This window comes from Saccharothrix coeruleofusca (genome assembly GCF_017876325.1).
Lineage (GTDB): Bacteria > Actinomycetota > Actinomycetes > Mycobacteriales > Pseudonocardiaceae > Actinosynnema > Actinosynnema coeruleofuscum.
In genome coordinates, this window is the sequence record NZ_JAGINV010000001.1 from 4660287 (window position 1) to 4684520 (window position 24234).

A 24234-nucleotide genomic window follows, 5' to 3' on the forward strand; every position below is an offset into this window, starting at 1 on the left:
GGGCTTGCACCGTCGGCGGGGTCGGCGGACCGACCCGCTTTCCAGAGGCGTCTCACCCGCGCGGTCCTTGCGCCTGAGAGGTTCCGGGGAGGATTTGCTCCTTCGGCGCCGAGACTGGCTCGGACTCTCCCGCACGGGATAAAGCGACTGCGCGTGGAGCGTACCCTCCGGAACCGGTTCCGAACCCCGGAGCGCGACGTGGATCTCAGCGCGAGAATCCCGGCGCGGGAATCCCTGCGCGGGTTCAGCCGGTGGCGCGGGTGCGCCTGCGCCGCGACAGCTCGTCCTCCGCCGCGCTGTCGACCTCGACGCCGTCGGCCCGCTCGGCGGGGAACTCGTGGATGGTGCCGCTGATCTCGCGCATCGCACCGCTGACCGCGATGCCGAACACGCCCTGGCCGCCCTGGAGCAGGTCCACCACCTCCTCCGGCGAGGTGCACTCGTAGACGGTGGTGCCATCGCTGAACAGCGTGATCCTGGCCAGGTCCTGGACGCCGCGCCTGCGCAGGTGGTCCACGGCGACCCGGATGTTCTGCAGCGAGACCCCGGTGTCCAGCAGGCGCTTGACCACCTTGAGCACCAGGATGTCCTTGAACGAGTACAGCCGCTGGCTCCCCGAGCCGTGCGCGCTCCTTATCGTCGGGTTCACCAGGCCGGTCCGCGCCCAGTAGTCGAGCTGGCGGTAGGTGATGCCTGCGATCTGGCACGCGGCGGGCCCCCGGTAGCCGACGAGCTCGTCCGGCAGCGAGGAGTCCGGGAACAGCTCACCCTGTTCGCCGAATCCGGCCCGGATGGGCGCTTCCTCGACCACGCCTGCCTCCCCTCGGTCCGACCACGACGGCCGGTGCCCCTCGTGAAGCCGCCGCGATGCGGAATCACACCGTGGCGATTCACCTGGGTCCGACGGTAAGACTGGCCGGGGGGCAGGTCAACGCGACGCGCGGGATGCACCGAAGCTCAACCTCAGGTTGAGGTTGAGCCAGTCGGTCGTTGTAAGCCATTCGAGCGACGTTTAGTGAGCGTTTAGTCGCTCAGCGCTGATGTCGCGCAGTGCGCGGGCGTGGCGCACGGGTGACACGACAACCTGATCCACAACGCACCGCAACACGGACGAGGGGCCGCCCACCGGGTCGAGCCCGGCGGACGGCCCCTCGCGTCCGTCTCCGATCAGGTGTCCGCGCCGCGGAAGTCCTCGGGCGAGACCGAGTCGAGGAACTCGCGGAACTTCTCCACCTCGTCCTCCTGCTCGTCCGGGATGATCAGGCCCGCCTCCGCCAGCACGGACTCCTCGGCGTGGATCGGCACGCCGATCCGCAGCGCGAGCGCCACGGAGTCGCTGGGCCGGGCGGAGACGCGCACGTCCCCGTCGAAGACCAGCTCGGCGAAGTAGGTGCCCTCCTGCAGGTCGGTGATCCGGACCTGCTCCAGCTGGCGGCCCAGCGCGCCGATCACGTCCTTGAGCAGGTCGTGGGTCAGCGGACGGGCCGGGCGGACACCCTGCTGCTCCAACGCGATGGCCGTCGCTTCGACCGAACCGATCCAGATCGGCAGGTAGCGCTCGCCCTCGGTTTCGCGCAGCAGCAGGATCGGGTGGTTCGCGGGCAGTTCCACCCGCACTCCGACGACGCGCATCTCGCTCATCGGGTATCGCCTCCCTCAGCGCGCTGAAACCCTGGCGTCCCCGTGTTCCACGAGGATTCCCCAAATGCCCTACCGACGCTACCCGCCAAGCGGGCTCTGTGCGCAATCGCCGACGATCCTCGTCCCGAAAAACCGGGTGTTCACCTCGGCGCAACCCGGCCCGCGGCGATGTCGCGCAGCCCGGACCGCACCAGCAGCGTGTGCAGGGTCACCGACAGCGCGGCCAGCTCGCGCGCGGTCTCCTCGGCGCGGGCCCCGGCGGCGCGCTGCCGGTACAGCGGGGCCAGCACCTGCTCCAGCAGCTCCAGCTCCCGGTCCGCGGCGGCGCGGAAGTAGCGCAGGTGGCGCGGCTCCACGCCGTGGACCGCCATGGCGTGCGCGGTGCGCGCCACGGCCACCGCGTCGGCGTCGTAGCGGCCGGAGGCGTCGGGCACCAGCAGGCCCGCCTGCTCCAGCTCGACCAGCAGGGCGCGGTCCACGCCCGCCTGGGCCAGCACGTCCTCGCGGGTCAGCCCTCGGGCGGGAGCGCCCGCGAAGTGGTCGGCGACGGGCACCCCGTCCACCGCGCCGCCCGCCGGGCGCGCCGCCCCGCTGCCGCGATCGGCGGCGTCGAGGTGCTCCTTGATGACCTTCAGCGGCAGGTAGCGGTCGCGCTGCGCGGACAGCACGTACCGCAGCCGCTCGACGTCGGCGGGCGTGAACTGCCGGTACCCCGACGCGGTGCGGGCCGGGCGGACCAACCCCTCCGATTCCAGGAACCGGATCTTGGAGATCGTGACGTCGGGGAAGTCGGATCGCAGCTGCGCCAGCACCGCCCCGATGCTCAACCCCCCGCGTTGTGGCCGCCCGGCCGCTGTCACCGGGACCCCATCGCTCAGGCCCCCTGGCCCCCGGCGCCCGGACCGGTCAGGAACACGAGGCGGAACTTGCCGATCTGCACCTCGTCGCCGTTGGCCAGCACCGCCTGGTCGACCGGCTCGCGGTTGACGTAGGTGCCGTTGAGGCTGCCCACGTCGATCACCACGAACTCGCCGCCCTCGCGGCGGAACTCGGCGTGCCTGCGCGAGACCGTCACGTCGTCGAGGAAGATGTCGCTGTCCGGGTGCCGACCCGCGCTGGTCGTGTCGCGGTCGAGCAGGAAGCGGGACCCCGCGTTCGGGCCGCGCTTGACCACCAGCAGCGCCGACCCGGCGGGCAGCGCGTCGACACCGGCGACCGCCGGCTCCTGGGCGGGCGCGTCGGCGCCCTCGACCTCGGCGAGGAAGTCCGCCCGGAAAACGGAGGTCCGCTCCGGGGACTGCTCGGGCGGGACGCCTGGCCCGTCGTTCGTGCTCACCTGAGCTCTCCTCCTGCTGCTGGAACCGTCGAGACCACTAGAACCTATCGTGCCTGAACCGGCGTCTGAGGAGCGGCTCCCCCACCGACCGAAGAGCCGCCGGAAGATCGACGTCACCCCTGCGTCACCAGCTCCTGGTACGCGGCCGCGTCGAGCAGGTCGTCCACCGCCGCCGGGTCGGTCAGCCTCAGCTCCACCATCCAGCCCTCGCCGTAGGGGTCGGTGTTGACCAGCTCCGGCTGCTGGTCCAGCGCGTCGTTGCGGGCCACCACCTCGCCCGCCAGCGGCGCGTAGATGTCCGAGACGCTCTTGGTCGACTCCACCTCGCCGAGCGTCTGCCCGGCGCCCACCTGCTCGCCGAGCTCCGGGAGCTGGACGAACACGACGTCGCCGAGCTGCTCCTGAGCGTAGTCGGTGATGCCCACGCGCACGGTGCTGTCACCGGTGCGCAGGACCCACTCATGTTCCTCGGTGTACTTGAGCTCCTCGGGAATCACCGCGGCGCGCTCCTTCATGACGGTGGATCTTCGCCACCGGATCTTCCCACGTCCCGCTCACGCGGCCACCACCCCCGGCCGCCGTCGGGACGCGAGCACGAATTGGTAGACGTACAGGGCGCCCGACCACAGGTACAGGCCGACGCCCCAGACCATGAAGCCGTAGGCGATCGGCCGGGCGACCTGCGCGGCGGTCGAGGAGCCCTGGGCCAGCAGCAGCATGGGGAAGGCGTAGAGCAGGTTGAACGTCGCCGCCTTGCCCAGGTAGTGCACCTCGAACGGCCCGTAGCCCAGCCGCCGCAGCACCGGCAGGCAGGCCCCGACCACCAGCTCGCGGCCCACCAGCACCAGCGCCACCCACAGCGGCACGATGTCGCGGGCGACGAAGGCGATCAGGGTGGCCAGGATGTAGAGCCGGTCGGCGGCCGGGTCCAGCAGCACGCCGAGCCTGCTCGTCTGGTCCAGCCAGCGGGCGATCTTGCCGTCCAGCCAGTCCGACAGGCCCGCCGCCACCAGCACGACCAGCGCCCACCCGTCGGCGTGCGGGCCGAGCAGGAGGTAGAGGAACAGCGGCACGCCGAGCAGCCGCACCACGCTGAGCGCGTTCGGGATGGTGAGCAGCCGGTCGGCGGGGTCATGCGGCACGGGGCAAATGCTAAGGCCAGGACGGGCGGCACGGCCCCCGCCGCTGCCGCGCGACGCGGCCGTGCCGCCACCTGTTCAGCCGGTGGTGGGGAGAGATCACCCGAACGTGTGGTTGGACGAGGTCCGCAGGCCACGGGCTCACCAGGCCCCGGAGCACCCCCGCCCCCGGACGCGCGGTTCGCGCGCTCGGACTCGCGGAACCGCGGCGTTCCGGCGTCGGATCGTGCTCGGACGTTCACCAACTCGTGCCCGAAGGCGCGGCTCCGGCGGCGGACCGGAGGGTCAGCGGGTGCGGCTCCACCCGCGGCGCTGGAGGTCGGCGGCGGAGAGGACCTGGGGGCGGCCGCGGTCGTCCACGCCGACCCAGCGGGCGCGGAAGCCCTCCAGGACGTAGGCGTGGCCCTTGCTCCAGACCACGCTGCACGGAGCGGTGGGCAGCGTTCCCGCGCCGGGGCGGGGCCCCCGGTGCTGCGCGGTCTCTGCGCCGGTCTCCGTCTTGGTGCTCATGTTCTCCATCCTCCACTGGGGGTGTCGCGCACGACCCTCGTGGCGTTATCCCGCCGGTCGAATTCTGCGCGACTGTGTCCGGGGACACCCTCCCGAGAGGACGGCGGCTCGCCCGCCGGGCCGGTTCGGTCGCCGAAGGGCCACCGGAGCGCCGGGAGGGGGCAGGCGACCGGTCGGGGCCGGAACCGCTCACCGCGCGTGGTGCGCCGCACACCGCGCCCCCGTCTACACCGGAGCCGATCACCCCGCTACCGGCGCGCTTGTGGTAGGGGCGCGTGCTCCGTACGGTAGTGGCGCAGCGGTTGAGCCAACAGCCGCGCCGGGGAGTTCCGGTAGGCGGGGCCGCACACGGCCGCACGCTGCACAGTTCACGTTCGGCCCGGTCCACCGCGCCAGGGCTCCCCACCCCAGCAACAGCAGCTGAAGAGGAGACCTTTGTGACGGTTCGCGATCCTGACGTCGTGGCCTCGAACACAGCCGGGCAGCCGGTCGTCCAGTCCGGCGGGCCGGGCGAGCAGATCGGCATCGGCGTCGAGCGGGTGGGTGCGGACGTCACCGTCGTGGCCGTGACCGGTGAGATCGACATGCTCACCGCTCCCCGCCTGCGCACCGAGGTCAAGGAGCAGCTGAGCACCAGCCGCGCCGTCGTGCTCGACCTGTCCGGGGTGAGCTTCCTGGGCTCGGCGGGCCTGGCCGTGCTGGTGGAGGCGTCGCAGCAGAGCGAGCGCGGCGGAGCCGACTTCCACGTCGTCGCCGTGGCGCGCGCGGTCACCCGGCCGCTGGCGGCGACCGGGCTGAGCGGGGTGTTCAACGTTCACCCGACGGTGGCCGCGGCCGTGGAGGCCGCGGGCCGGGGCTAGCGTGCGACACCAGGTCCACGACCTGGTCCACGCCCGCCGCGACCAGGGCCCGGTGCGCGGCCCCGCCCTCCGGGGCCCGCACCACCACCCGCACCCCCGCCGAGGCAGCCGCGTCGGCCAACGCGCGCAGGCTGCGCACCAGGCCCTCGTTGCTCTCCCCCAGCTCGCGCAGGTCGACCACCACGGGCACCGCGCCGCCGCGCGCCGCGGTCAGCACCGCGCGGCGCACCGCCGGTCCGGCGCGCAGGGGCACGTCCCCGCGCACCACCACCTCGACCCACCCGTCGCACTGGCGCACCAGCACGTCCTCGCGGGGCCCGATGGACAGCAGCGTCCCGCCCGCCAGGTGCCGGGGGGCCAGCACGAGGGTCACGGTGGTCCCGGTGGGCGACCTGTCGACGACCACCTCGTCGACGCTCTCGCGCATCAGCAGCAGCCCCCGGCCGCGGGAGGACAGCGCGACCGGCGGCACCCGCCAGCGGCCGCGGTCGGCCACCACCACCCGCACGCGCCCGTCCGGTGTGGCGTCCGCCTCAACCCGCACGGTTCCCCGCTCGTCGGGCGGGTAGGCGTGCTCCACGGCATTGCTGATCGCCTCGTTCACAGCGAGCAGCAGGTCGTAGCGGTCGTCCTCGCCGACGCCCGCCATGGCAAGCCAACCACCCAGGTCGGAGCGGATCGCGGCCAGCCGTCGGGCGTCAGCCGGGAACTCCACGCCCCAGTGGTGGTCGGCGAGTTGATCGGTCAACAGGTGCCTCCCGTGGTGCACCAGTCAGACTTCCCAGGCGACGCGGTGGTTACACGTGTGAGTCACGATCAATCCGGGTACCGCTAGCGTCGTGCACGTCGAGACGAGGAACGGACGATGAGGTGAGCGTGTCGCACACGGAGCCGCACAGCGGTGAGTCGGAGAACGCCCTGGCCGGGGTGGAGCTGCGGATGGCCGCCGATCCCACCCAGCTGTCGATCGTGCGCGCGGTGGCCGCCGACATCGCGATGCGCCAGGACTTCGACCTGGATTCGATCGAGGACCTGAAGTTGGCGGTGGACGAGGCCTGCTCCACGCTCATCTCGCTGGCCGCGAAGGGCGCGGTGCTCAGCGCCCGGTTCGTCGTGGTCGACGGGGCGGTGCAGGTGGCCACCACGGTGGGCACGGAGCGCTCGGCGCCGCCGGACCGGGACAGCTTCGGCTGGCGGGTGCTCAGCGCGCTGGTCGACTCGGTGACCACCTGGGTCGCCCCGGTGGCGGGCGAGGAGGCTTACGAGGTGCACATCGACCTGGTCAAGCGGTCCTCGGGGATGGTGGATGCGTGACGACGGCGGACGGGGGCACGACGCGGTCGGCGACGACGGGTTCGCAGGGGGACTACGACCACCTGGCCCCGCTGTTCGTCCGGCTCGCCGCGACGCCTGCGGACGACCCGGAACGGGTTCGGCTGCGCGATGAGCTGGTCACCGAGCACCTGCCGGTGGCCAAGCACATCGCCCGCCGGTTCGGCCACCGCGGCGAGCCGCACGACGACCTGGTGCAGGTGGCCACGGTCGGGCTGATCAACGCGGTGGACCGGTTCGACCCGGAGCGGGGCAGCGACTTCCTGTCCTTCGCGGTGCCCACGATCATGGGCGAGGTCCGCAAGTACTTCCGGGACTCCAGCTGGTCGGTGCGGATGCCGCGGCGGCTCAAGGAGCTGCACCTGGCCATCAACGCGGGTTCGGCGCGGCTGTCGCAGGAGCTGGGCCGCGCGCCCACGCCCAGCGAGCTGGCGCAGCACCTGGGGCTGAGCCGGGAGGAGGTCCACGAGGGGCTGGCGGCGGGCAACGCCTACCACAGCGCGTCGCTGGACGACCTGCTGGTGGCCGACGACAGCTCGATCTCGCTGGGCAGCACGCTGGGCGAGGAGGACCCGGAGCTGGAGGCGATCGAGCAGCGCGAGGCGCTGCACCCGCTGCTGGAGAAGCTGCCGGAGCGGGAGCGCAAGATCGTGGTGATGCGGTTCTTCGGCAACATGACGCAGACCCAGATCGCGCAGAAGGTGGGCATCTCGCAGATGCACGTGTCGCGGCTGCTGGCCAAGACGCTGCGGCAGCTGCGCGAGGGCTTGGAGCAGTAGGCCGGGCGCGAGCGGACAGCGCGAGGAGAACAGCGAAAAGGGGCCTTCCTCCACCGGGGAAGGCCCCTTTTCCGCGTCTTCTCCGCGTCGACGCTCTCAGGCGGCCCGAACGCGGCGGCGGGACGCGGCGATGATGCGACGCCGCTCGTCCTCACCCATGCCGCCCCACACGCCGTAGGGCTCCTGCACGGCCAGGGCGTGCTCGCGGCACTGCATCAGGACCGGGCAGCGCGCGCACAGCTCCTTCGCGCGGTTCTCGCGCGACGCCCGCGCCGAGCCTCGTTCGTTGTCCGGGTGGAAGAAGACCGCGCTGTCGCGGCCGCGGCACAAACCTTCCTTCTGCCAGTCCCAGACTTCGGTCACGGGCTTGGGCAGGCGGGCGGTGCTGGTCATCGGGTGGACCCCCTACTCCGGGCTGTCATTCGTGATCACGGCGTACCCGGTCACCCCTGGGGGGCAAACGTGGTGCGCACCATTGAGTTATGTGCTAGCGGTCCAGGTCGAGCTTGGGCGCGACCTGGCTGGAGAAGAACTCGAAGAACTCCTCCTGGCGCGGACCGATCTGCTGCAGGTAGATCTCGTCGAACCCCGCTTCGGCGTACTCGCGCACGGCCTGGGCGTAGCGGTCCGGGTCCGGGCCGACCGGCAGCGCCTCGGCGACCGCGTCCCTGGTCACCAGCGAGGCGGCCTGCTGGAAGTGCTGGGGCGTGGGCAGCACCTGCGCCAGCTCACCGGGCAGGTAGTCGTTGGGCCACAGCCGGAAGGCGGTGTCGACGCCCTCGTCGTCGGTGGGGGCGTAGCAGACCTTGAAGCCGGCCTGGGTGGGCTTGCCCTGCCCGCCCGCCTCGCGGAAGCGGCGCACCAGGTCGGCGTCGGGCATGGTGCTGCACAGGCCGTCGCCGATCCGGCCCGCGACCTCCGCGGCCTTGGGGCCGAAGGCGGAGACGTAGATCGGCACCGGCTGCTCGGGCCTGGTGTAGATGCGGGCGTTCTCCACGCGGTAGTGCCTGCCGCGGTGGTCGACGACCTTGCCGCGGTGCAGTTCGCGGATCAGCTCGACGGCCTCCTCCAGCATCTCCAACCGCTCCGGGGCGGAAGGCCAGCGGTCGCCGAAGATGTGCTCGTTGAGCGCTTCGCCCGAACCGACGCCGAGCACGAACCGGCCTTCGGTCTGCACCGCCGCGGTGGCCGCGGCCTGGGCGATGACCGCCGGGTGGATGCGCAGCGTGGGGCAGGTCACCGCGGTGGTGATGGGCAGGGTGGTGGCCTCGGACAGCGCGCCGATCACCGACCAGACGAACGGGCTCTGGCCCTGCTCGTCGTTCCACGGGTGGAAGTGGTCGGAGATCCACAGCCGCTGGAAGCCCGCCTCCTGCGCCCATCGGGCCTGCTGCACGAGCTCGCGCGGGCCGTGCTCCTCACAGGAGAGGAAGTAGCCGATGCTCACCATGGGCCCCGGTTACCCCTGGATCGGCGGCTCAACCACGTCGTATCAGGTCCATTCAGGACTCCACCCGCCGCCCGTCCCGCCACATCGGCCGCAGCCGGGGGCCACCCCACGGCAGCGCGATCTCCTCCCCGAGCGGGCGGAAGCCGTGGCGCGCGTACAGCCGGGCGGCGCGCGGGGTGCTGGCCTCCAAGTACACCGGCCGCCGCTCCCCGGTCAGCCGGTGGCGCAGGATCGCGCTGCCCACCCCCCGGCCGCGAGCGGCGGGCAGGACCACCATCGAGGCCAGGTAGAGGTGCGGGACAGCGGGGTGGCGTTCGGCGGTCAGGGCCAGCACCGCGGCCATGCGGGGCGACAGGGGCTGCTCGGCGGGCTGGTGCGGCGCGTCCCCGCCGGAGTCGACCCAGGTGGAGACCCCCTCGATCCCGTCCGGTCCTTCGGCGACGACGACCCCGCCCCCGCGCAGCGGGTCGTCGAGCGAGGCGAGCAGCGCGGGGAAGGGCACCGCGTCACCCTGGAACACCCAACCGGTGACCGCTTCGTCGACGCAGGCTTCGGCGTACGCCCTGGCGACGCGGTCGGCTTCGGCGGGGGTCGCGGTTCTGATCGTGGTTCGCACGAGTCCGATACTCCGGCGGGAGGACCCCTGAACTGGGTATTTTCGTCACAGAATCGGATGTGCGGGAACGGGGGACTCGCGTGCGGTGCGCCCAGTGCGGTGCCGAGATCGTCCGCTCGGCTCGCGGACGGCCTCGGCGGTACTGCGGGCGGGCCTGCCAGGCCAGGGCCTACCGGGCCCGCCGGGACGGCACCCGCCGGGCCCGCCCGGTCGAGCGGGGCCCGCGAGTTCCCCTGGAGCGCCCCGCCCTGGTGCGGGCGGCGGTCGAGCTCGCCGACGCCGAAGGGCTCGACGCCGTGTCGATGCGGGCGCTGGCCGCGCGCGTGGACGCGGCGGCCACGGCGCTGTACCGGCACGTGTCGGGCAAGGACGACCTCGTCACCGCGATGGTGGAGCTCGTGCTGGCCGAGTACCAGCCGTCCCCGGCCGCGGGCTGGCGGGCGCTGGTGGAGCACGAAGCGCGCCAGGAGTGGGCGCTCTACCAGCGGCACCCGTGGGTGCTGGGCGTGCTGGCCAGCACCCGCCCGCCGCTGGGCCGCCCGGTGCTCGCGGCGGTCGACCGGTTCCTGGCCGCGCTGCCCGATCTGCCCGCCCGCACCGCGATGTCGGTGTACCTGCTGGTGAGCGGGTACGTGCAGGGAATGGCCGCCACCGCGGTCGGCGGGGCCGAGGCCGCCCGCGAGAGCGGGGTCGGTGATCGGCAGTGGTGGGCGGCGCAGCGGGGCAAGCTGGCGGGAGCCCTCGGATCGGGGTGGTACCCGTGGTTGGCCGAGCTGGCCGACGACCCGGTGGACCTGCGGGCGTGGTTCGACTTCGGCCTGCAGCGCGTGCTCGACGGGATCGGCGTGTTCCTGTCGACCGGGTCGCCCGCCCTGGGACCGACTGCTCAGTAGACCGGCAGCAGCATCCGGCCGCCCAGCACCAGTGCTCCCACCGCCACCGCCGCGAACAGCAGCACCCACACCAGGCCCGGCACGCGGGTGATGCGGGCCAGCTGGTCGGCGTCGGACTGCCGCGCCCGCCCGCGCATCCGCCTGCTCTGCAGCTCCCCCACCGGGCGCACCCCGCCCAGCAGCAGGAACCAGGTGACGAACAGCGCGAAGGCGGACTGCACCTCGGCCGTGGCGTACCAGGACACCAGGAACATCACCGCGCCGGTGAGCACGACCGACAGCACGCCGAAGGCGTTGCGGATCATCACCAGCATCCCGGCCAGCAGCACCACCGTGGCCCACAGCAGCGGGCGGGCCAGCTCCGCGGTCACCAGCGCGGCGGCGGCCAGGCCCAGCAGCGACGGGGTGACGTAGCCCGCGAAGTACATGACCACCACGGCCGGGCCGGTGGGCCTGCCCCGTGAGACGGTCACCCCGGAGGTGTCGGCGTTGAGCTTGATGCCCTCCAGCCTGCGCCCGGTCAGCAGTGCGACCAGCGCGTGCCCCGCTTCGTGGGCGATGGTGATGACGTGCCTGCTGATCCGCCACAGTCCGGGGCTGGCCACCAGCACCAGCGCCAGCGCGGCGGGCGCCCACTTCGCGATCGTCGACATCGCCGTCCAGGATGCCAGGCTTGACCTGGAGCGCGCTCCAGCACCCAGGATGGGCCGCCATGAGGACCAAGTACGTGGGGGATGTCGAGGTCAGCGCCCTGTGCCTGGGGACGCTGCCGTTCGGCAAGTACGTCGACCAGGCCACCTCGTTCGCCATCCTGGACCGGTTCGCCGAGGCCGGGGGCACGTTCCTGGACACCGCGAACAACTACGTGTTCTGGGACGGCGGCACGGGCGACGAGAGCGAGGAGACCGTCGGCCGGTGGATGGCCGCTCGCGGCAACCGGGACTCGCTGGTCGTGGCGACCAAGGTGGGGGCGCGGCCGAGGACTCCGGGCACCGGGCTGGACAACGCCGAGGGGTTGGCCGGGGACACCATCCGCGCGGCGGCGGAGGGCAGCCTGAAGCGGCTGGGCACCGACCGGATCGACGTGTACTACAGCCACGTCGAGGACCGGGGCGTGCCGCTGGAGGACACGCTCGGCGGGTTCGCGTCGCTGGTGGAAGCCGGGGCGGTGCGCGAGATCGCGTGCAGCAACCACGCGACGTGGCGCATCGCCCAGGCCCACGCCGTGTCGCGGGCCAACGGGTGGCCCCGGTACGCGGCGGTGCAGATGCGGCACAGCTACCTGCGGCCCCGGCCGGGCGCGCGACTGCCGGAGGCCGGTCACGCGCTGATGACCGAGGAGCTGTTCGACTACGCGGCGGCGGACGGCGACCTGGCGCTGGTCTCCTACGGGTCGTTGCTGTTCGGCGGCTACGCGGGCAAGCCGCTGCCGGAGGCGTACGACCACCCCGGCACGACCGGGCGGCTGGCGGTGCTGCGCGAGGTGGCCGCCGAGTCGGGGGCGACGCCGAACCAGGTGGTGCTGGCGTGGCTGCTGGGCAAGGGGGTGATCCCGGTGGTCGGGGTCAGCTCGGTGGCCCAGGTGGAGGAAGCCGTCGGCGGCGTGGCGCTGGAGCTGGACGACGAGCAGGTGGCGCGGCTGGACGAGCCCTCCTGACGCGGACGCGGCGGCGCCGGTGAGCTCTCGGGCTCACCGGCGCCGCCGCGGGTTCCGCTGTGAGGTCTGCCTCGGGTTCCGCTGTGGGGTCTAGCGCGCGTGCCGCGCCCTGGACGCGGCGTCCTCCGCGTGGCGGGTCTGGTCCTGGAGGTCTCCGCGGACACCGCCGTGCACGTCGTGCCGGGTGTCGATCGGGCGGGTCGTGACCGTCGGGTCCATCGACTCCACCCTGGGCTCGGGCACGGGGTGCCCGTGCTCGTCGCGGATGCTCTCCTCGCGCACCGGCTCCGGCGCCCGGTGGTGGTCGTAGACCTCGGGCTCGTCCACGACGACCTTGCGCCGCGCCGGGAGGACCGCGGTCAGCAGGCCCGCCGCGGTCAGGCCCAGGTGCAGCCAGTTGTCGTTGGCGTTGATCGCCAGCGGGTTGCCCAGTCGCTCGACCGGGTTGACCGAGACCAGGCCGACCAGCATCAGGCCCCACACCAGCACCGCGCCGTAGGCCAGGAACACCAGCCAGCCGTACAGCCGGGACAGCCCCGACCTGGTGGCCATCAGCAGGCCCAGCACGCCGAAGGCCAGGTGCACCACGTTGTGCAGCGGGTTCACCGCGAAGCCGAACAGCATCGCGTGCTGCTCACCCGCGAAGTCGCCGAACCCGGTGCGCAGGAAGCCCAGCACGCCGACGACGAGGAACACCAGGCCGAGCAGGCCTGCCAGCACTTGGGCTGGCTGCACGCCCGCGACCTTGACACGACCGTGGGTCGAGTGGGACATCACGCCCTCCCAAGAGGACTCGAGAGCCCTCCTTCCGGGCTCCGGACGCCCCCCGGCTACCCCTGTGGTCTGCCGCACAAACGCACCGTGACGGGAGCGGGCGCACGGACCCGCTCCCGCCCCAACCGGACAGGAGTGCACCCACTCGTGCCGAGCCCCGCCGTGCCGGGGCTCCGTCCCGACCCACCCCATGAAGGCCGGGACACCTGTTCGGAGAAATCGTCCGGAATTATCCCGACGAATCGCTCCGCAAAGATTTCCCAATAGCCGCGAACACCACTCCTCCGCAGCCGGACGCGACGGCCGACCGCAGGTCAGAGCGACGCGATGAGGTCGTTCACGCGGCGCGTGGCGGCACCGGTCCACTCGTCGAACTGCTCGCTGCGCACGAGTTCACCCCTTTCCGCGTCGACTTCGACTATCCCCTCGCGGACAACCGGAGTCAAAGCATTAACCGGCCGTGACCACCGGTGGGGGCGCTTTCCGCCAGATCAGCGAATAGCGCCAGAACAGGTGCCTGCGCAGCCGCGCGCCGGGCACGACGCGATCCGCTTCGGCCCCGATCTCGCGCAGCGTCAGGGCGGGGCGCAGGACCGGGGCGTCGCCGCGCGGGTCGTCGCGCACCAGGCGCGCGACCAGGTTCAGCGGCACGGAGGCGAGGCTGAACGCCCAGTCCGCGGCGGAGCGCTCCCTGGCCACCCCGAGGACCGCCAGCACGCCGCCGGGGGCGAGCACGTCCCGCAGCCGCGCGAGAGCGGGCCCCAGCGGCATGTGGTGGATCGAGGCGATGGCCGAGACGTAGTCGTAGGGGCCGCCCAGGTCGTCCACCATCGCGTCGGCCCGCCGGAAGTCCACGCCCGCCGCGGTGACCTCGGTCGCCCGGTCCACGGCGGTCACCCGCAGCCCGCGCGCGGCCAGCTCGCGCGCGAACGCGCCGTCCCCGCAGCCCACGTCCAGCGCGGTGGCCGCCCCCGGCGGCACCTGGCGCAGCAGGAACCGGTGGTGGTGCCGGTTGTGGTCGAAGTGCTTCAGCACGCCATTGACCTCCAGTTAACTGGAGATCTTACGGTCGCGACCACCGACGACCGAGGGGGAGCACCATGCGCGCCATCCGACAGCACGAGTTCGGCCCCGCCGAGACCCTGCGCCTGGCGGAGGTGGACGACCCGGAACCCGGTCCGGGGCAGGTCCGCGTCGCCGTCTCCGTCGCCGGGGTGCACCTGCTGGACGCCCACCTCCGCGCGGGCCAGGCGGGCCCGCTGCCGCTGCCGCCGCTGCCGACGACCCCTGGCCGCGAGGTGGCCGGGGTGGTCGCCGCGCTGGGCGCGGGCGTGGACCCGAGCTGGCTGGGCAAGCGCGTCACCGCGCACCTCGGGCAGCGCTCCGGCGGCTACGCGGAGCTGGCCGTCGCGGACGCCACCGCGCTGCACGCGCTGCCCGACCACGTCTCCGACGACCAGGCGGTGGCCATGATCGGCACCGGCCGCACCGCGGTGGGCGTGCTGCGGGTGGCCCGGCTGACCGCGGCCGACGTGGTGCTGGTGACCTCCGCCGCGGGCGGCATGGGCAGCCTGTTCGTGCAGGAGGCGCACGCGCTGGGCGCGACCGTCGTCGGCGCCGCGAGCGCGGGCAAGCTCGACCTGGTGCGCGGGCTGGGGGCGGACCACGTGGTGGACTACACCGCGCCGGACTGGGCCGAGCGGGTGCGCGCCGAGGTCGGCGAGGTGACCGCCGTGCTCGACGGCGTGGGCGGCGCGGCCGGGCGCGCGGCGCTGGAGCTGCTGGGCGTGGGCGGGCGGATCGTGCTGTTCGGCTGGTCGGCGGGCACGCCGACGAGGATCGAGACGCCCGACCTGTACGCGCGCGGGCTCACCGCCACCGTCGCGCTGGGGCCGCGCCTGTTCCAGGGCACCAGCCTGCGCGAGCTGGAGAGCCGCGCGCTGCACGCGCTGGCCAGCGGGCGGCTCTCGCCCGTGGTCAGCTCCGCCTTCCCGCTGGCCGAGGCCGCCGCGGCGCACCGCGCGCTGGAGAGCCGGGACACCGTCGGCAAGGTCGTGCTCAAGCCGTGAGACGACGCGCCCCCGCCCGTGCTCCGGGCGGGGGCGCGTCTCCCCCTCGGTGGGTCAGACCGGCACCGTGACGATCTGCTCGCCCTCGAAGTTGCGCACCTCGACGGCGGCGACGTCCTCGGGCGCGACCAGTGCCGAGCCGTCGAGGTTGGTGCCGTCCTTCTCACCCTGCGCGGAGACCAGCCAGCTACCGGCCTCCTGCCTGCTGCCGTCCTTGGACACGACGATCAGCTTGCACTTCTCGTTCGCCGCGATCCCGGCCACCGAGGCGTTCACCCGCACCCAGCCCGCGGCCGGTCTGACCTGCACGGTCATCCGCGCCCCGGTCGCCGGGTCGGTCGCCGTGCCGAGCTTGGTGCCCGCGGGCGGCGCGGGCGCGGTCGACGCGGCCTGGCCGCCGCCGTCGGGCGCGGTGCCCCGGCCGACCGCGAACCCGCCGCCCAGCACCACGGCGGCCACCGCCGCCGCGGCCAGGCCGACCCCGACCCGCCTGCGCCGGACCTGGCCGCCGCGCTCGGCGCGCACCTGCCGCAGCGTGCGCTGCAGCAGCAGGTCGCCGTCCTCGGGCGGACCGTCCAGCAGCGCCTCCGGGGGCACCTCCCCCAGCGCCTCCTCCATCGCCCGCAGCTCGGCCAGCTCGTCGTGGCACCGCGGGCAGGTCGCCAAGTGCTCCTCCACCGCGCGGGCCTCCCGCTCGTCCAACACGCCCAGCACGTACGCGCCGAGCAGCTGCGCATCGTGGTTGGTGGTCATCCGGCCACCCCCTTCAGTGCGACCTGCTGTCCGCCGAAGGTCTCCCGCAGTGCTCTGAGCGCGTAGTGCGATCTCGATTTCACCGTTCCCGGCGGGACTCCGAGCGCCTCCGCGGCCTCGGTCACGCTGCGCCCCCTGAAGTAGATCTCCATCAGCACGTCGCGGTGATCGGAGGAGAGCCGGTCCAGCGCTTCGAGCACCACCACCGAGTCCACCACGGAATCCGCGTGGTCGCGCTGCACCGGCGGCGTGGCCGGGGACTCGGCGACCTCCCTGGGCCGTGCCGCCTTGGCCCTGATCCGGTCGGTGACCAGGTTGCGGGTCACCGTGAGCAGCCACCCGCGCACCGAGCCCTTGCCGTTGACCAGCGCCTCCGGGTGCCGCCACGCGCGGACGAGGGTTTCCTGGACGACGTCTTCGGCAGCCGCCCGATCACCGGTCAGCCGCGTCGCGTAGGCCAGCAGTGCCCGACCGTGTTCCTCGTAGAGGGATCGGATCAGTGCCTCGTCGGCCGCGGTCTCCCGTTTGCGGGACCACAAAGCCGCCATCCACCCACTCCTCTCGACAGCTGGTGACAGCGGACACGGACGCGGGGCGGGTTCGGTTCAACGCGGAGCGGACTTCTTCTCCGCGCACCGCCGACCGGCGTTGAGGCAGTCGACCACCCTGGCCATCAGCTCGTCCGGGAAGACGCTGATGAACATCGCGTGGTCGGTGCCGGGGTCGCGCAGCTGCTCCGGGAAGCTGTCGATGGCGAACGGCCTGCCCTCGGGCACGTCGTGGGTGACCCGCACGCGCAGCTTGGGGACGGGGAAGGTGCCCGGCGGGCACACCCCGCCCGCGACCGGGAACACCACGTGCGAGCGGTGGCTGGCGCTGTCGGTGTTGCGCCCGTCCCAGCAGCTGGGGAACTCGAAGGTGCGCACCACCTCGCTGCCCTGGGCGCAGCGCGGGTACCGGTCGGTCCGCCGGTCCTCGAAACCGGTGCAGCTCCACCGCGCCCGCCCGCCGCCGTTGGTCAGCGCGGCGGGCTCGCCGGTGATCATGCGCAGGAACCGGGGCATGGCGAGCACCTCGCTCACCGGGCTGCCGGTGAAGCTGACGGCGACCGAGGACGGCGGCAGCACCTCGCCGCTGTTGCCGTGCACACCGCCGCCCTGCTGGTGGTGGTCGTGGCCGGTGCGGTCGGTCAGCCGCAGCACCGGCCAGTAGTAGGTGGAGCGGTCCTGCCCCGCGCACGTGGTGCCCCCGGCGGCCAGGCTGCGGTCGGTGGAGGCGAAGTCGGTGGACAGGTTGCCGACGTACTCGTGGGTGTGGTGGGCGCCGTGCCGCAGGCCCGGCGAGCTGACCACGTTGTCGGCGTTGAGGTGGCGCTCCTCGTTGCGCCCGCAGTCCAGCTCGAACGTGCCGGTGGAGGCGTCCGGGGTGGTCACCACCGACTCGACGGACACGGGGACCTCGTCGATGGCGACGAACTGGTCCCCGGTGCCGCATCCCGTGATGACCACCACCAAGCTCAGCAGGCTGCGCACCTTCACGGGTGGAAGCTTGCCGGCTTTCAGGGGGTGGCGGTGACCAGCACTCGGCCGTCCGCCGTCACGACGCTGATGTCGCGCAGGTGGTCGAGGTCGACCAGGGCGGCCCCGGCCAGCGCGGTCTCCCCGCGCTGCGCGGCCACCCAGCCGCCCGCGACGAAGCTCTGGCCGCCCGCGTCGGTGACCACGAGCTTGCAGCGCTCGCCCGCGGGCACCCCGTCGACGACGGACCGCAGCCGCAGCCAGCCCTCGACGGGGGTGACGGTGGCCGTCATCCGGACGCCTTCGGTGGCGCCGACCAGCACGCGCTCCTCCGAAGTGCGCTGTCCAGGGGGGCGGTCCTCCGCCTCCGGCGTGCTGTGCTGGCCGAGGTAGAAGCCCCCGGCGAGCACCGCGGTGGCCAGGGTGGTGCTCACCGCGGTGCTCGCGCGGACGCGGCGCCGGTGGTCGCGGGTCCGCTCGACGCGGACCTGGCGCAGCGCCCGGTCGAGGACGGGGTCGAGGGTGGGGTCCTGCATCTCTCCCTGGGTTTCCTGCTGCTCAGTCGTCGGAGCTCGGCGCGTGCGCCCCGAGCGGGGAGGGGTTGCGGCGGGTCATCGCGGTGCGGCCTTCCTGGCGGGGACGGTCACCCTCCACACGTCCCCGCCCGCCGATCGGTTCACCCCACCTCGCGCGAGTCGAACTTCCGGGCCCCCTGAGTTCAACGTTCGGGCGTCAACTGCACCCTGAGCACCCGGCTGGTGGAGTTGTTCGCGACGCTGTCGCGGTCGCCGCCGCCGCTGGTGGCCAGCCAGAGGCTGCCGTCCGGGGCGGGCTCCACCACCCGCAACCTGCCGTAGGTGCCCTGGAAGTGCACGGTCTCCGCGCCGACCTCGGCGCCGTCGAGCTGGAGCCGGTACATGCGGGTGCCGCGCAGCGCCGCCACGTACAGCCCGTCGCCCGCGACGGCGATGCCGCTGGGCGAGGCGCTGGCGGTGCTCCAGGTGCGCTTGGGCGCGACCGCGCCGGGGCAGCTGCCCGAGGTGCCCTCGCACTGCGGCCACCCGAAGTCGCCGCCGCGCTGCGAGAGGTTCAGCTCGTCCATCACCAGGTTGCCCAGTTCGGCCTGCCAGAGCCTGCCCCCGTCGTCGAAGGCCAGGCCCTGGACGTTGCGGTGCCCGTAGGTCCAGACGTAGCGGGCGTTGCCGCCGTTGCCGAAGAACGGGTTGTCCGTCGGCGGCGTGCCGTCGGGGTTGAGCCGCAGCACCTTCCCGCCCAGGCTGGACAAGTCCTGCGCGGAAGCCGAGTTCTGCGCGTCGCCGGTGCCCGCGTACAGCTTGCCATCCGGGCCGAACCGGAGCCTGCCGCCGTTGTGGTAGGTGTTGCGCGGGATGCCGGAGAGCAGGACTTGCAGCGACGACGGCACCAGCGCGTCGCCCTGCACCCTGATCCGCACGATCCGGTTGTCGCTGCTGGAGGTGTGGTACAGGTACAGCCAGCCGTCGGTGGCGAAGGTCGGCGACACGGCCAGGCCGAGCAGGCCGCCCTCGGCGTTGGTGCCCGCCACGTTGGGCACCGCGCCCAACGTGGTGCGCGTCCCGGTGGGGCTGAGCCGGACCACGTCGAAGGCGTCGCGCCGGGTGTAGACCCCGGAGCCGTCGGGCAGGAAGCCCAAGCCCCACGGCAGGTCGGTGTCGGTGGTCAGCTGGGTGACCTCGCCCACCGGGTCGGCGGGCGCGGTGTCCGCCTGGGCGGTCGAAGGTGGGGCGAGCAGCGCGAGCGCCGCCGCAGCCGCGATCGCGGACCGCCGGGGTTGGGGTGCCACGGGAACCTCCCACGTCGTTGGGGACGGAGCAGTGCGGTGGCGGCGGAGGTCCGGCGGTCGGACGAAGGGCCGTTGACCCCTCGGCGGCTCCAGTTTAGGTTTTCGCTAACCGGCCCGAAACCGGAAAGCCCACCGGAGCGGAGGTCTGTCAGCGTCTCGTTCGGTCTGCCCGCATCGTCGCAGGAGAAAACCATATGAGTCGCCCGAAACACTTGCGAAAGCTCTTACCGATCTTCCTCCTGATGGCGGGATGCGGCGCACCGACAACAGGTCCGGCCCCCGAAGCGCCCACCTCGGTGCCCGACAAGCCTTCCCAGCCGGTGGAGCTCAACATCCTGGACGTGGCGGGCAACCTCCAGCTGACGCAGGGCATGATCGACGACTTCGCGGCCCAGCACCCCGACGTGGTCAGCAAAGTCAACTACACCAAGGCGACCGCGCCGGACATGCCGGGCAAGCTCAAGGCCGAGCAGAACGCGGGCCAGTCGCAGACGCACCTGGTGCTCACCGGCACCGACGGCCTGGCCGCGGTGATCGACCAGCAGTTGGCGCTGGACCTGCACCCCAGTACGCCGAGAAGTTCCCCAACCTCAAGGAGAGCTACCTGCCGCCCGCCGCGGCGATGCAGGAGCTGGCGCAGGGCAAGGGGATCACGGTCACCTACTACCCGTCCGGGCCGCTGCTGGAGTTCGACCCCGACAAGGTGCCGAACCCGCCCACCACCGCCGACGAGCTGCTGGCGTGGGCCAAGGCCAACCCCAAGAAGTTCCAGTACGCGGTGCCCGCCAACTCCGGTCCCGGCCGCACGTTCCTGATGGGCCTGCCCTACATCCTCGGCGACTCCGACCCGAAGGACCCGGAGAACGGCTGGGAGAAGACCTGGGAGTACCTCCGGCAGCTGGGCGAGCACGTCGACCACTACCCGTCGGGCACCACCGAGACGATGAAGAACCTGGCCGACGGCACGGTGGACGTCGTGGCCACCACGACCGGGTGGGACATCAACCCGCGCGTGCTGGGCACCGTGCCCGAGCGGATGAAGGTCACCACCCTGCAGGGGTTCCACTGGGTCACCGACGCCCACTACGCCGTGGTGCCCAAGGGCGTCTCCGCCGACGTGCTGGCCGCGAACCTGGCGCTGATCCAGTGGGTGCTCAAGCCCGAGCAGCAGGCCAAGGCCTACGACAAGGGCTACTTCTACCCCGGCCCGGCGGTCAACGGCGTCACGCTGGAGATGGCCCCGCAGGAGTCCAGGGACGTCATCGCGAAGTTCGGCAGGCCCGAGTACGAGCGGCTGATCGCCGAGAACCCCAAGGAGACCTCCCTGCCCGCGGCGGCCCAGGTGAAGGCGTTCCAGAAGTGGGAGCGGGAGATCGGCAGCGGGAAGACGCGCAAGTGAGCGGCCGGTTCGCGGAGCTGCGCGTCGACCGGGTGCGCCGCGCGTTCGGCACGCACGTCGCGCTCAACGACATGGACCTGACCATCAAGGGCGGCGAGTTCGTGGCGCTGCTGGGGCCCTCCGGCTGCGGCAAGTCCACCGCGCTGAACTGCCTGGCCGGCCTGCTGCCGCTGACCGGCGGCCGGATCTCCTTGGACGGCAGGCGGATCGACCACCTGCCGCCGGAGAAGCGCGGCTTCGGCATGGTGTTCCAGAACTACGCGCTGTTCCCGCACATGTCGGTGCGCCGCAACGTGGGCTTCGGCCTCACCATGCGCAAGGTCGGCAAGGCGGAGCTGAACCGCCGCGTGGACGAGGCGCTGCGCATGGTGCGGCTGACCGAGCACGCCCACAAGTTCCCGGCCCAGCTCTCCGGCGGCCAGCAGCAGCGCGTCGCGATCGCCCGCGCGATCGTGCTGGAGCCGCCGCTGGTGCTGATGGACGAGCCGCTGTCCAATTTGGACGCCGCGCTGCGCCTGGAGATGCGCACCGAGATCCGGCGCCTGCACCAGTCGCTGGGGCTCACCACCGTCTACGTCACCCACGACCAGGAGGAGGCGCTGGCGCTGGCCGACCGCCTGGTGGTGCTGCGCGACGGCGAGGTGCAGCAGGTCGGCTCGCCGGAGGAGGTCTACGCCCACCCCGCGAACCGCTACGTCGCGGGCTTCATGGGCTACCGGACCATGCTGCCGGTCACCGTGACCTCGTGGGCGGGCGAGCACGCGACGGCCGCCGTGGACGGGTTGACGTTGACCGGCGTCAACCGCGACCGCCTCACCGGCGGTCCCGCCGTGGCCGCGATCCGGCCCGAGGACTTCGCGGTGACCGAGCAGGACGGCGAGAACACCATCCGGGCCGAGGTGGAGATCGTCGAGTACCACGGCCGGGAGCAGGCCGTGCAGGCCCGCCTGCCCGGCGGGGAGCCGCTGCACCTGCGCACCACCAGCAGGCTCGCCCCCGGCGACGCCGTGCGGCTGCGCGTGCCCGTGGAGCGGGTGCTGATCTTCGGGGCGGACTCGTGACCACCGTCGCGCTGCGCCACCGGCTGGCCGAGCGCGGCGTGGACCGCGTGCTGCTCCTGCTGGTGCCCGGCGCGGTGTTCGTCGCGCTGCTGTTCCTCTACCCGTTCCTGTACGGCTTGCAGCTGTCGTTCCAGCCCAAGGACGGCGGCGGGCCGCTGGCCAACTACCGGCGCTTCTTCACCGACGCCTACCTGCGCGACACCATCTGGATCACGCTGCGCCTGGGCCTGCCCGCCGCGCTGTTCAACGTGCTGGCGTCGATTCCCATCGCCTACCGGATGCGGGGCCGGTTCCGGGGCAAGCGCCTGATCACCACCCTGCTGGTCGTGCCCATCACCCTGGGCACCGTGCTCACCGCCGAGGGCCTGATCGAGTACCTGAGCCCGGTGGGCTGGTTCAACAAGGTCGTCATGGCGCTGGGGCTGGTCGACGAGCCGGTGCGCCTGGTGCACAACTACTGGGGCGTGCTGCTGTCGTTGATCATCACCGGCTTCCCCTTCGCCTTCCTGCTCACGCTGTCCTACCTGTCCGGCATCGACCCCACCCTGGAGCGCGCCGCGGCCACCCTGGGCGCTTCGCGGGGCCAGCGGTTCCGCTACATCACCATGCCCCTGCTGGCGCCGGGCCTGGCGGTGACGTTCTGCCTGTCGTTCGTGCTGGCGTTCTCGGTGTTCCCGTCGGCGGTCATGGTCGGCGAGCCGCAGGGCGAGACCCACGTGATCTCCATCGCCGCCTACGACACGGCGTTCCGCGACTTCGACTACTCCATGGGCTCGGCGGTGGCCATGATCATGGCCCTGGTGATGCTCGTGGTCATCGCCCTGGTGCTGCTGTGGCGCACCACGCTGTACCGGGGCGCGACGGGAGGCAAGGGATGAGGCCCGCCGCGTGGTTGACGTGGGGCGCGCTGGCGTTCTTCATGCTGAACCTGGCCGCGCTGGTCGGCGCGGTGCTGGTGAACTCGTTCAGCACCAGGTGGTTCGGCACGTGGTGGCCCGAGGGGTTCACCGCCGCCTGGTACGCCGAGGCGTGGCGCGAGTACGACCTGTTCGACGTCCTGCTGGTCACCCTCCAGGTGTCCCTGGCCGTGGTCGTCGTCTCGGTGCTCATCGGCGTGCCCACCGCGTACGCGCTGGCGCGCCGGAACTTCCCCGGCAAGAAGCTGCTGAGCCTGCTGTTCCTGCTGCCGATCCTGATGCCGCCCATGACCTACGGCATCCCGCTGGCCACGGTGCTCTACAAGTTCCACCTGGCGGGCAGCACGGCCGGGGTGATCGTGGCCAACCTGGTGCCCGCCGTGCCGTTCGTGGTGCTGACCATGACGCCGTTCATCGAGCAGATCGACACCAAGATCGAGGCGGCGGCGCGGATGTGCGGGGCGCGCACCTCGGCGGTGTTCCTGCGCGTCCTCGCGCCCCTGCTGGTGCCCGGCATCCTCGCCGCGTCCATCCTGGTGCTGGTGCGCACCGTCGGGATGTTCGAGCTGACCTTCCTCACCGCCGGGCCGGACAGCCAGACCCTCGTGGTGTCGCTGTTCTACTCCGTGTCGGCGGCGGGCATCCGGGCGCAGCAGACGGTGGACGCGATGGCCGTCATCTACACCGCGTCCATGCTCGTGCTGCTGGTCATCGCCCTGCGCTTCGTCAACCCGACCCAGTTGGTGACCCGCCTGAAAGATCCGGCGCAGTAGCCGCCGCCTTCCAGAAAACCTCCCCCTCGGGCTCGAACAGGGCCGCGTACAACGTGACCTCGTCACGGCCTTCGCCCACCGCCAGCGGAACCCTGGCTTCCAGGTGCTCATCGGGCACGATGACGAACCCGTGCGCGGCCACCACTGACATCACGCGAGCTTCCGGCGTCCCCGTCGGCGGTCTTGCGGGAACCAGGACGGTTCCGCGCTGCCCATCCAGCGCGGAGGACAGCACCACGGCGTAGGGGCCGACCATCGACAGCTTGACGCTCAACGGCCGTTCAGCGTGCACGATGTAGGTGAAGCAGACATCGCAGTTGATGTCCGTGTCATCCGCTACCGGGCCGACTTCGGCCAACTCGTGCGCGATCCCTTCGAACGGCTGCCGGTTCGCCATTTCCAGGGCGAAGCGCCGCTGAGGAGAACTGAGATCGCCGTACGACTGGCGCAGGTACCGCTCGTACACCGAGGGAATGAAGACCTTCCCCTTGCGCTTGCCCATCAGTGCTCCGGCCCCTTCGGGTGAGCGTGAATCCTGCCCGAACTGTCCATGTGCACCCTCACCGTAGTCTGCCAACTACCGTTCTCAGGCGTACAGCTCCTCTGTCACCGGAATGACCACTGGATCGCGCTGATGGTTTGGCGAATCTGGACGCGCGCAGGCTTGAGCCCCGCGACGGCGATCGGCGGTGCGAGGTCGTTCCCTCGAAGGTCGGCTCGCGTCCCCCGATGACCCGCAACCCGATGTCCGATCACCGACTCCACGATCAGCGCACATAGACGTCGAACGGGTGATCAGGGTCACTCTGGCAGCCACTCTGGGTCACCAGCATTCCCCAGCACCGCGAAGCACACCACACCAGATGCCCCAGTCTTTCGCTCCTGTGGGTACTACCTGGAAACCCCGCTGTTTTGCGGACTCCACCGCAGAACCCC

30 protein-coding genes and 1 riboswitch are annotated in these 24234 nt (G+C 72.3%); of the genes, 10 read left to right on the forward strand and 20 right to left on the reverse strand.

All coding sequences use genetic code 11. The features are described 5' to 3' along the window. Nucleotides 1-51: 51 nt before the first annotated feature. A riboswitch (glycine riboswitch) is annotated at nt 52-142 on the reverse strand. A 102-nt stretch (nt 143-244) separates the two neighbouring features. From JOF41_RS20590 to JOF41_RS20620, 7 genes are all read right to left on the reverse strand, one after another. Then, on the reverse strand, nt 245-811 hold the full coding sequence (locus JOF41_RS20590; RefSeq protein ID WP_189224793.1) for a MerR family transcriptional regulator: 567 nt from the start codon (nt 809-811) through the stop codon (nt 245-247). Nucleotides 812-1167: 356 nt separating this feature from the next. After that, entirely contained in the window at nt 1168-1641 is a 474-nt protein-coding gene (locus JOF41_RS20595) for a bifunctional nuclease family protein (protein WP_189224794.1), read from the reverse strand. A 140-nt stretch (nt 1642-1781) separates the two neighbouring features. Then, complete coding sequence (gene ftsR / locus JOF41_RS20600) at nt 1782-2501, reverse strand: transcriptional regulator FtsR (RefSeq protein WP_189224795.1); 720 nt, start codon at nt 2499-2501, stop codon at nt 1782-1784. A 14-nt stretch (nt 2502-2515) separates the two neighbouring features. Further along, nucleotides 2516-2977: a glycogen accumulation regulator GarA gene (gene garA / locus JOF41_RS20605; protein WP_189224796.1), complete on the reverse strand. Its 462-nt coding sequence runs from the start codon at nt 2975-2977 to the stop codon at nt 2516-2518. Nucleotides 2978-3090: 113 nt separating this feature from the next. Beyond that, a complete protein-coding gene (gene gcvH, locus JOF41_RS20610; protein WP_189224797.1) occupies nt 3091-3492 on the reverse strand; it encodes a glycine cleavage system protein GcvH in 402 nt (133 codons plus the stop codon). A gap of 39 nt (nt 3493-3531) precedes the next feature. Beyond that, nucleotides 3532-4128: a cardiolipin synthase ClsA gene (clsA, locus tag JOF41_RS20615; protein WP_189224886.1), complete on the reverse strand. Its 597-nt coding sequence runs from the start codon at nt 4126-4128 to the stop codon at nt 3532-3534. 273 nt (nt 4129-4401) lie between these two features. Next, on the reverse strand, nt 4402-4626 hold the full coding sequence (locus JOF41_RS20620; protein WP_189224798.1) for a hypothetical protein: 225 nt from the start codon (nt 4624-4626) through the stop codon (nt 4402-4404). A gap of 461 nt (nt 4627-5087) precedes the next feature. Here JOF41_RS20620 and JOF41_RS37900 point away from each other — a divergent pair, with 461 nt between their 5' ends. Beyond that, on the forward strand, nt 5088-5486 hold the full coding sequence (locus JOF41_RS37900; RefSeq protein WP_229795913.1) for an STAS domain-containing protein: 399 nt from the start codon (nt 5088-5090) through the stop codon (nt 5484-5486). Here JOF41_RS37900 and JOF41_RS20630 read toward each other — a convergent pair. After that, on the reverse strand, nt 5434-6234 hold the full coding sequence (locus JOF41_RS20630; RefSeq protein WP_209621271.1) for an ATP-binding protein: 801 nt from the start codon (nt 6232-6234) through the stop codon (nt 5434-5436). The genes JOF41_RS37900 and JOF41_RS20630 overlap by 53 nt on opposite strands. 128 nt (nt 6235-6362) lie before the next feature. Here JOF41_RS20630 and JOF41_RS20635 point away from each other — a divergent pair, with 128 nt between their 5' ends. Beyond that, nucleotides 6363-6800 (forward strand): ATP-binding protein, encoded by a 438-nt coding sequence (locus JOF41_RS20635; protein WP_229795914.1) that lies wholly within the window; start codon nt 6363-6365, stop codon nt 6798-6800. Further along, nucleotides 6797-7597, forward strand: coding sequence for a SigB/SigF/SigG family RNA polymerase sigma factor (locus JOF41_RS20640; protein WP_189224802.1), 801 nt, complete (start codon nt 6797-6799; stop codon nt 7595-7597). The genes JOF41_RS20635 and JOF41_RS20640 overlap by 4 nt, the downstream gene beginning before the upstream one ends. A gap of 96 nt (nt 7598-7693) precedes the next feature. Here JOF41_RS20640 and JOF41_RS20645 read toward each other — a convergent pair whose 3' ends face one another. The 3 genes from JOF41_RS20645 to JOF41_RS38365 all read right to left on the reverse strand — a co-directional run bounded on the left by JOF41_RS20645 (nt 7694) and on the right by JOF41_RS38365 (nt 9663). After that, nucleotides 7694-7990, reverse strand: a complete 297-nt coding sequence (locus JOF41_RS20645) for a WhiB family transcriptional regulator (RefSeq protein ID WP_189224803.1) — start codon at nt 7988-7990, stop codon at nt 7694-7696. 94 nt (nt 7991-8084) lie between these two features. Further along, on the reverse strand, nt 8085-9047 hold the full coding sequence (locus JOF41_RS20650; RefSeq protein WP_189224804.1) for a TIGR03557 family F420-dependent LLM class oxidoreductase: 963 nt from the start codon (nt 9045-9047) through the stop codon (nt 8085-8087). Nucleotides 9048-9099: 52 nt separating this feature from the next. Further along, nucleotides 9100-9663 (reverse strand): GNAT family N-acetyltransferase, encoded by a 564-nt coding sequence (locus tag JOF41_RS38365; RefSeq protein WP_209621274.1) that lies wholly within the window; start codon nt 9661-9663, stop codon nt 9100-9102. A gap of 80 nt (nt 9664-9743) precedes the next feature. On the opposite strand from JOF41_RS38365, the gene JOF41_RS20660 reads away from it, so the two are divergent. Continuing rightward, entirely contained in the window at nt 9744-10556 is an 813-nt protein-coding gene (locus tag JOF41_RS20660) for a TetR/AcrR family transcriptional regulator (protein ID WP_307867478.1), read from the forward strand. On the opposite strand, the gene JOF41_RS20665 is transcribed toward JOF41_RS20660, so the two are convergent. Then, nucleotides 10550-11209, reverse strand: coding sequence for a M50 family metallopeptidase (locus JOF41_RS20665; RefSeq protein ID WP_189224806.1), 660 nt, complete (start codon nt 11207-11209; stop codon nt 10550-10552). The two genes, JOF41_RS20660 and JOF41_RS20665, sit on opposite strands and share 7 nt — an antisense overlap. A gap of 59 nt (nt 11210-11268) precedes the next feature. On the opposite strand from JOF41_RS20665, the gene JOF41_RS20670 reads away from it, so the two are divergent. Next, entirely contained in the window at nt 11269-12213 is a 945-nt protein-coding gene (locus tag JOF41_RS20670; RefSeq protein WP_209621277.1) for an aldo/keto reductase, read from the forward strand. A gap of 90 nt (nt 12214-12303) precedes the next feature. Here JOF41_RS20670 and JOF41_RS20675 read toward each other — a convergent pair whose 3' ends face one another. Both JOF41_RS20675 and JOF41_RS20680 read right to left on the reverse strand, forming a co-directional pair. Continuing rightward, nucleotides 12304-12987 (reverse strand): DUF4383 domain-containing protein, encoded by a 684-nt coding sequence (locus JOF41_RS20675; RefSeq protein ID WP_209621279.1) that lies wholly within the window; start codon nt 12985-12987, stop codon nt 12304-12306. 450 nt (nt 12988-13437) lie between these two features. Next, nucleotides 13438-14022 (reverse strand): class I SAM-dependent methyltransferase, encoded by a 585-nt coding sequence (locus JOF41_RS20680; protein ID WP_307867479.1) that lies wholly within the window; start codon nt 14020-14022, stop codon nt 13438-13440. 65 nt (nt 14023-14087) lie between these two features. Here JOF41_RS20680 and JOF41_RS20685 point away from each other — a divergent pair, with 65 nt between their 5' ends. Beyond that, complete coding sequence (locus JOF41_RS20685) at nt 14088-15056, forward strand: zinc-binding dehydrogenase (RefSeq protein ID WP_189224809.1); 969 nt, start codon at nt 14088-14090, stop codon at nt 15054-15056. Nucleotides 15057-15110: 54 nt separating this feature from the next. On the opposite strand, the gene JOF41_RS20690 is transcribed toward JOF41_RS20685, so the two are convergent. The 5 genes from JOF41_RS20690 to JOF41_RS20710 all read right to left on the reverse strand — a co-directional run bounded on the left by JOF41_RS20690 (nt 15111) and on the right by JOF41_RS20710 (nt 19148). Beyond that, nucleotides 15111-15809 (reverse strand): anti-sigma factor family protein, encoded by a 699-nt coding sequence (locus tag JOF41_RS20690; RefSeq protein ID WP_189224810.1) that lies wholly within the window; start codon nt 15807-15809, stop codon nt 15111-15113. Beyond that, the gene (locus tag JOF41_RS20695) at nt 15806-16357 is read right to left on the reverse strand and encodes a sigma-70 family RNA polymerase sigma factor (protein ID WP_189224811.1); all 552 of its coding nucleotides are present in this window, start codon (nt 16355-16357) and stop codon (nt 15806-15808) included. Before JOF41_RS20695 ends, JOF41_RS20690 begins: the two co-directional genes overlap by 4 nt. A 57-nt stretch (nt 16358-16414) precedes the next feature. Beyond that, a complete protein-coding gene (locus JOF41_RS20700; RefSeq protein ID WP_229795917.1) occupies nt 16415-17347 on the reverse strand; it encodes a DUF1996 domain-containing protein in 933 nt (310 codons plus the stop codon). A 20-nt stretch (nt 17348-17367) separates the two neighbouring features. Further along, nucleotides 17368-17862 (reverse strand): hypothetical protein, encoded by a 495-nt coding sequence (locus tag JOF41_RS20705; protein ID WP_189224812.1) that lies wholly within the window; start codon nt 17860-17862, stop codon nt 17368-17370. 182 nt (nt 17863-18044) lie between these two features. Continuing rightward, nucleotides 18045-19148, reverse strand: a complete 1104-nt coding sequence (locus tag JOF41_RS20710; RefSeq protein ID WP_229795918.1) for a PQQ-dependent sugar dehydrogenase — start codon at nt 19146-19148, stop codon at nt 18045-18047. Between the two features lie 622 nt (nt 19149-19770). Between JOF41_RS20710 and JOF41_RS37270 the strand changes: the two genes are divergently transcribed. The 4 genes from JOF41_RS37270 to JOF41_RS20730 are packed head-to-tail and all read left to right on the forward strand — an operon-like array spanning nt 19771 to nt 23298. Continuing rightward, nucleotides 19771-20547 carry an extracellular solute-binding protein gene (locus JOF41_RS37270; protein WP_244989642.1) on the forward strand — a complete coding sequence of 259 codons (777 nt, stop codon included), beginning with the start codon at nt 19771-19773 and terminating at the stop codon, nt 20545-20547. Next, the gene (locus JOF41_RS20720) at nt 20544-21608 is read left to right on the forward strand and encodes an ABC transporter ATP-binding protein (RefSeq protein ID WP_307867480.1); all 1065 of its coding nucleotides are present in this window, start codon (nt 20544-20546) and stop codon (nt 21606-21608) included. Before JOF41_RS37270 ends, JOF41_RS20720 begins: the two co-directional genes overlap by 4 nt. After that, complete coding sequence (locus JOF41_RS20725) at nt 21605-22486, forward strand: ABC transporter permease (RefSeq protein ID WP_209621282.1); 882 nt, start codon at nt 21605-21607, stop codon at nt 22484-22486. The genes JOF41_RS20720 and JOF41_RS20725 overlap by 4 nt, the downstream gene beginning before the upstream one ends. Next, entirely contained in the window at nt 22483-23298 is an 816-nt protein-coding gene (locus JOF41_RS20730; RefSeq protein ID WP_209621284.1) for an ABC transporter permease, read from the forward strand. The genes JOF41_RS20725 and JOF41_RS20730 overlap by 4 nt, the downstream gene beginning before the upstream one ends. On the opposite strand, the gene JOF41_RS20735 is transcribed toward JOF41_RS20730, so the two are convergent. Then, on the reverse strand, nt 23252-23800 hold the full coding sequence (locus JOF41_RS20735) for a hypothetical protein (RefSeq protein ID WP_209621287.1): 549 nt from the start codon (nt 23798-23800) through the stop codon (nt 23252-23254). The genes JOF41_RS20730 and JOF41_RS20735 overlap by 47 nt on opposite strands. Nucleotides 23801-24234: the final 434 nt, after the last annotated feature.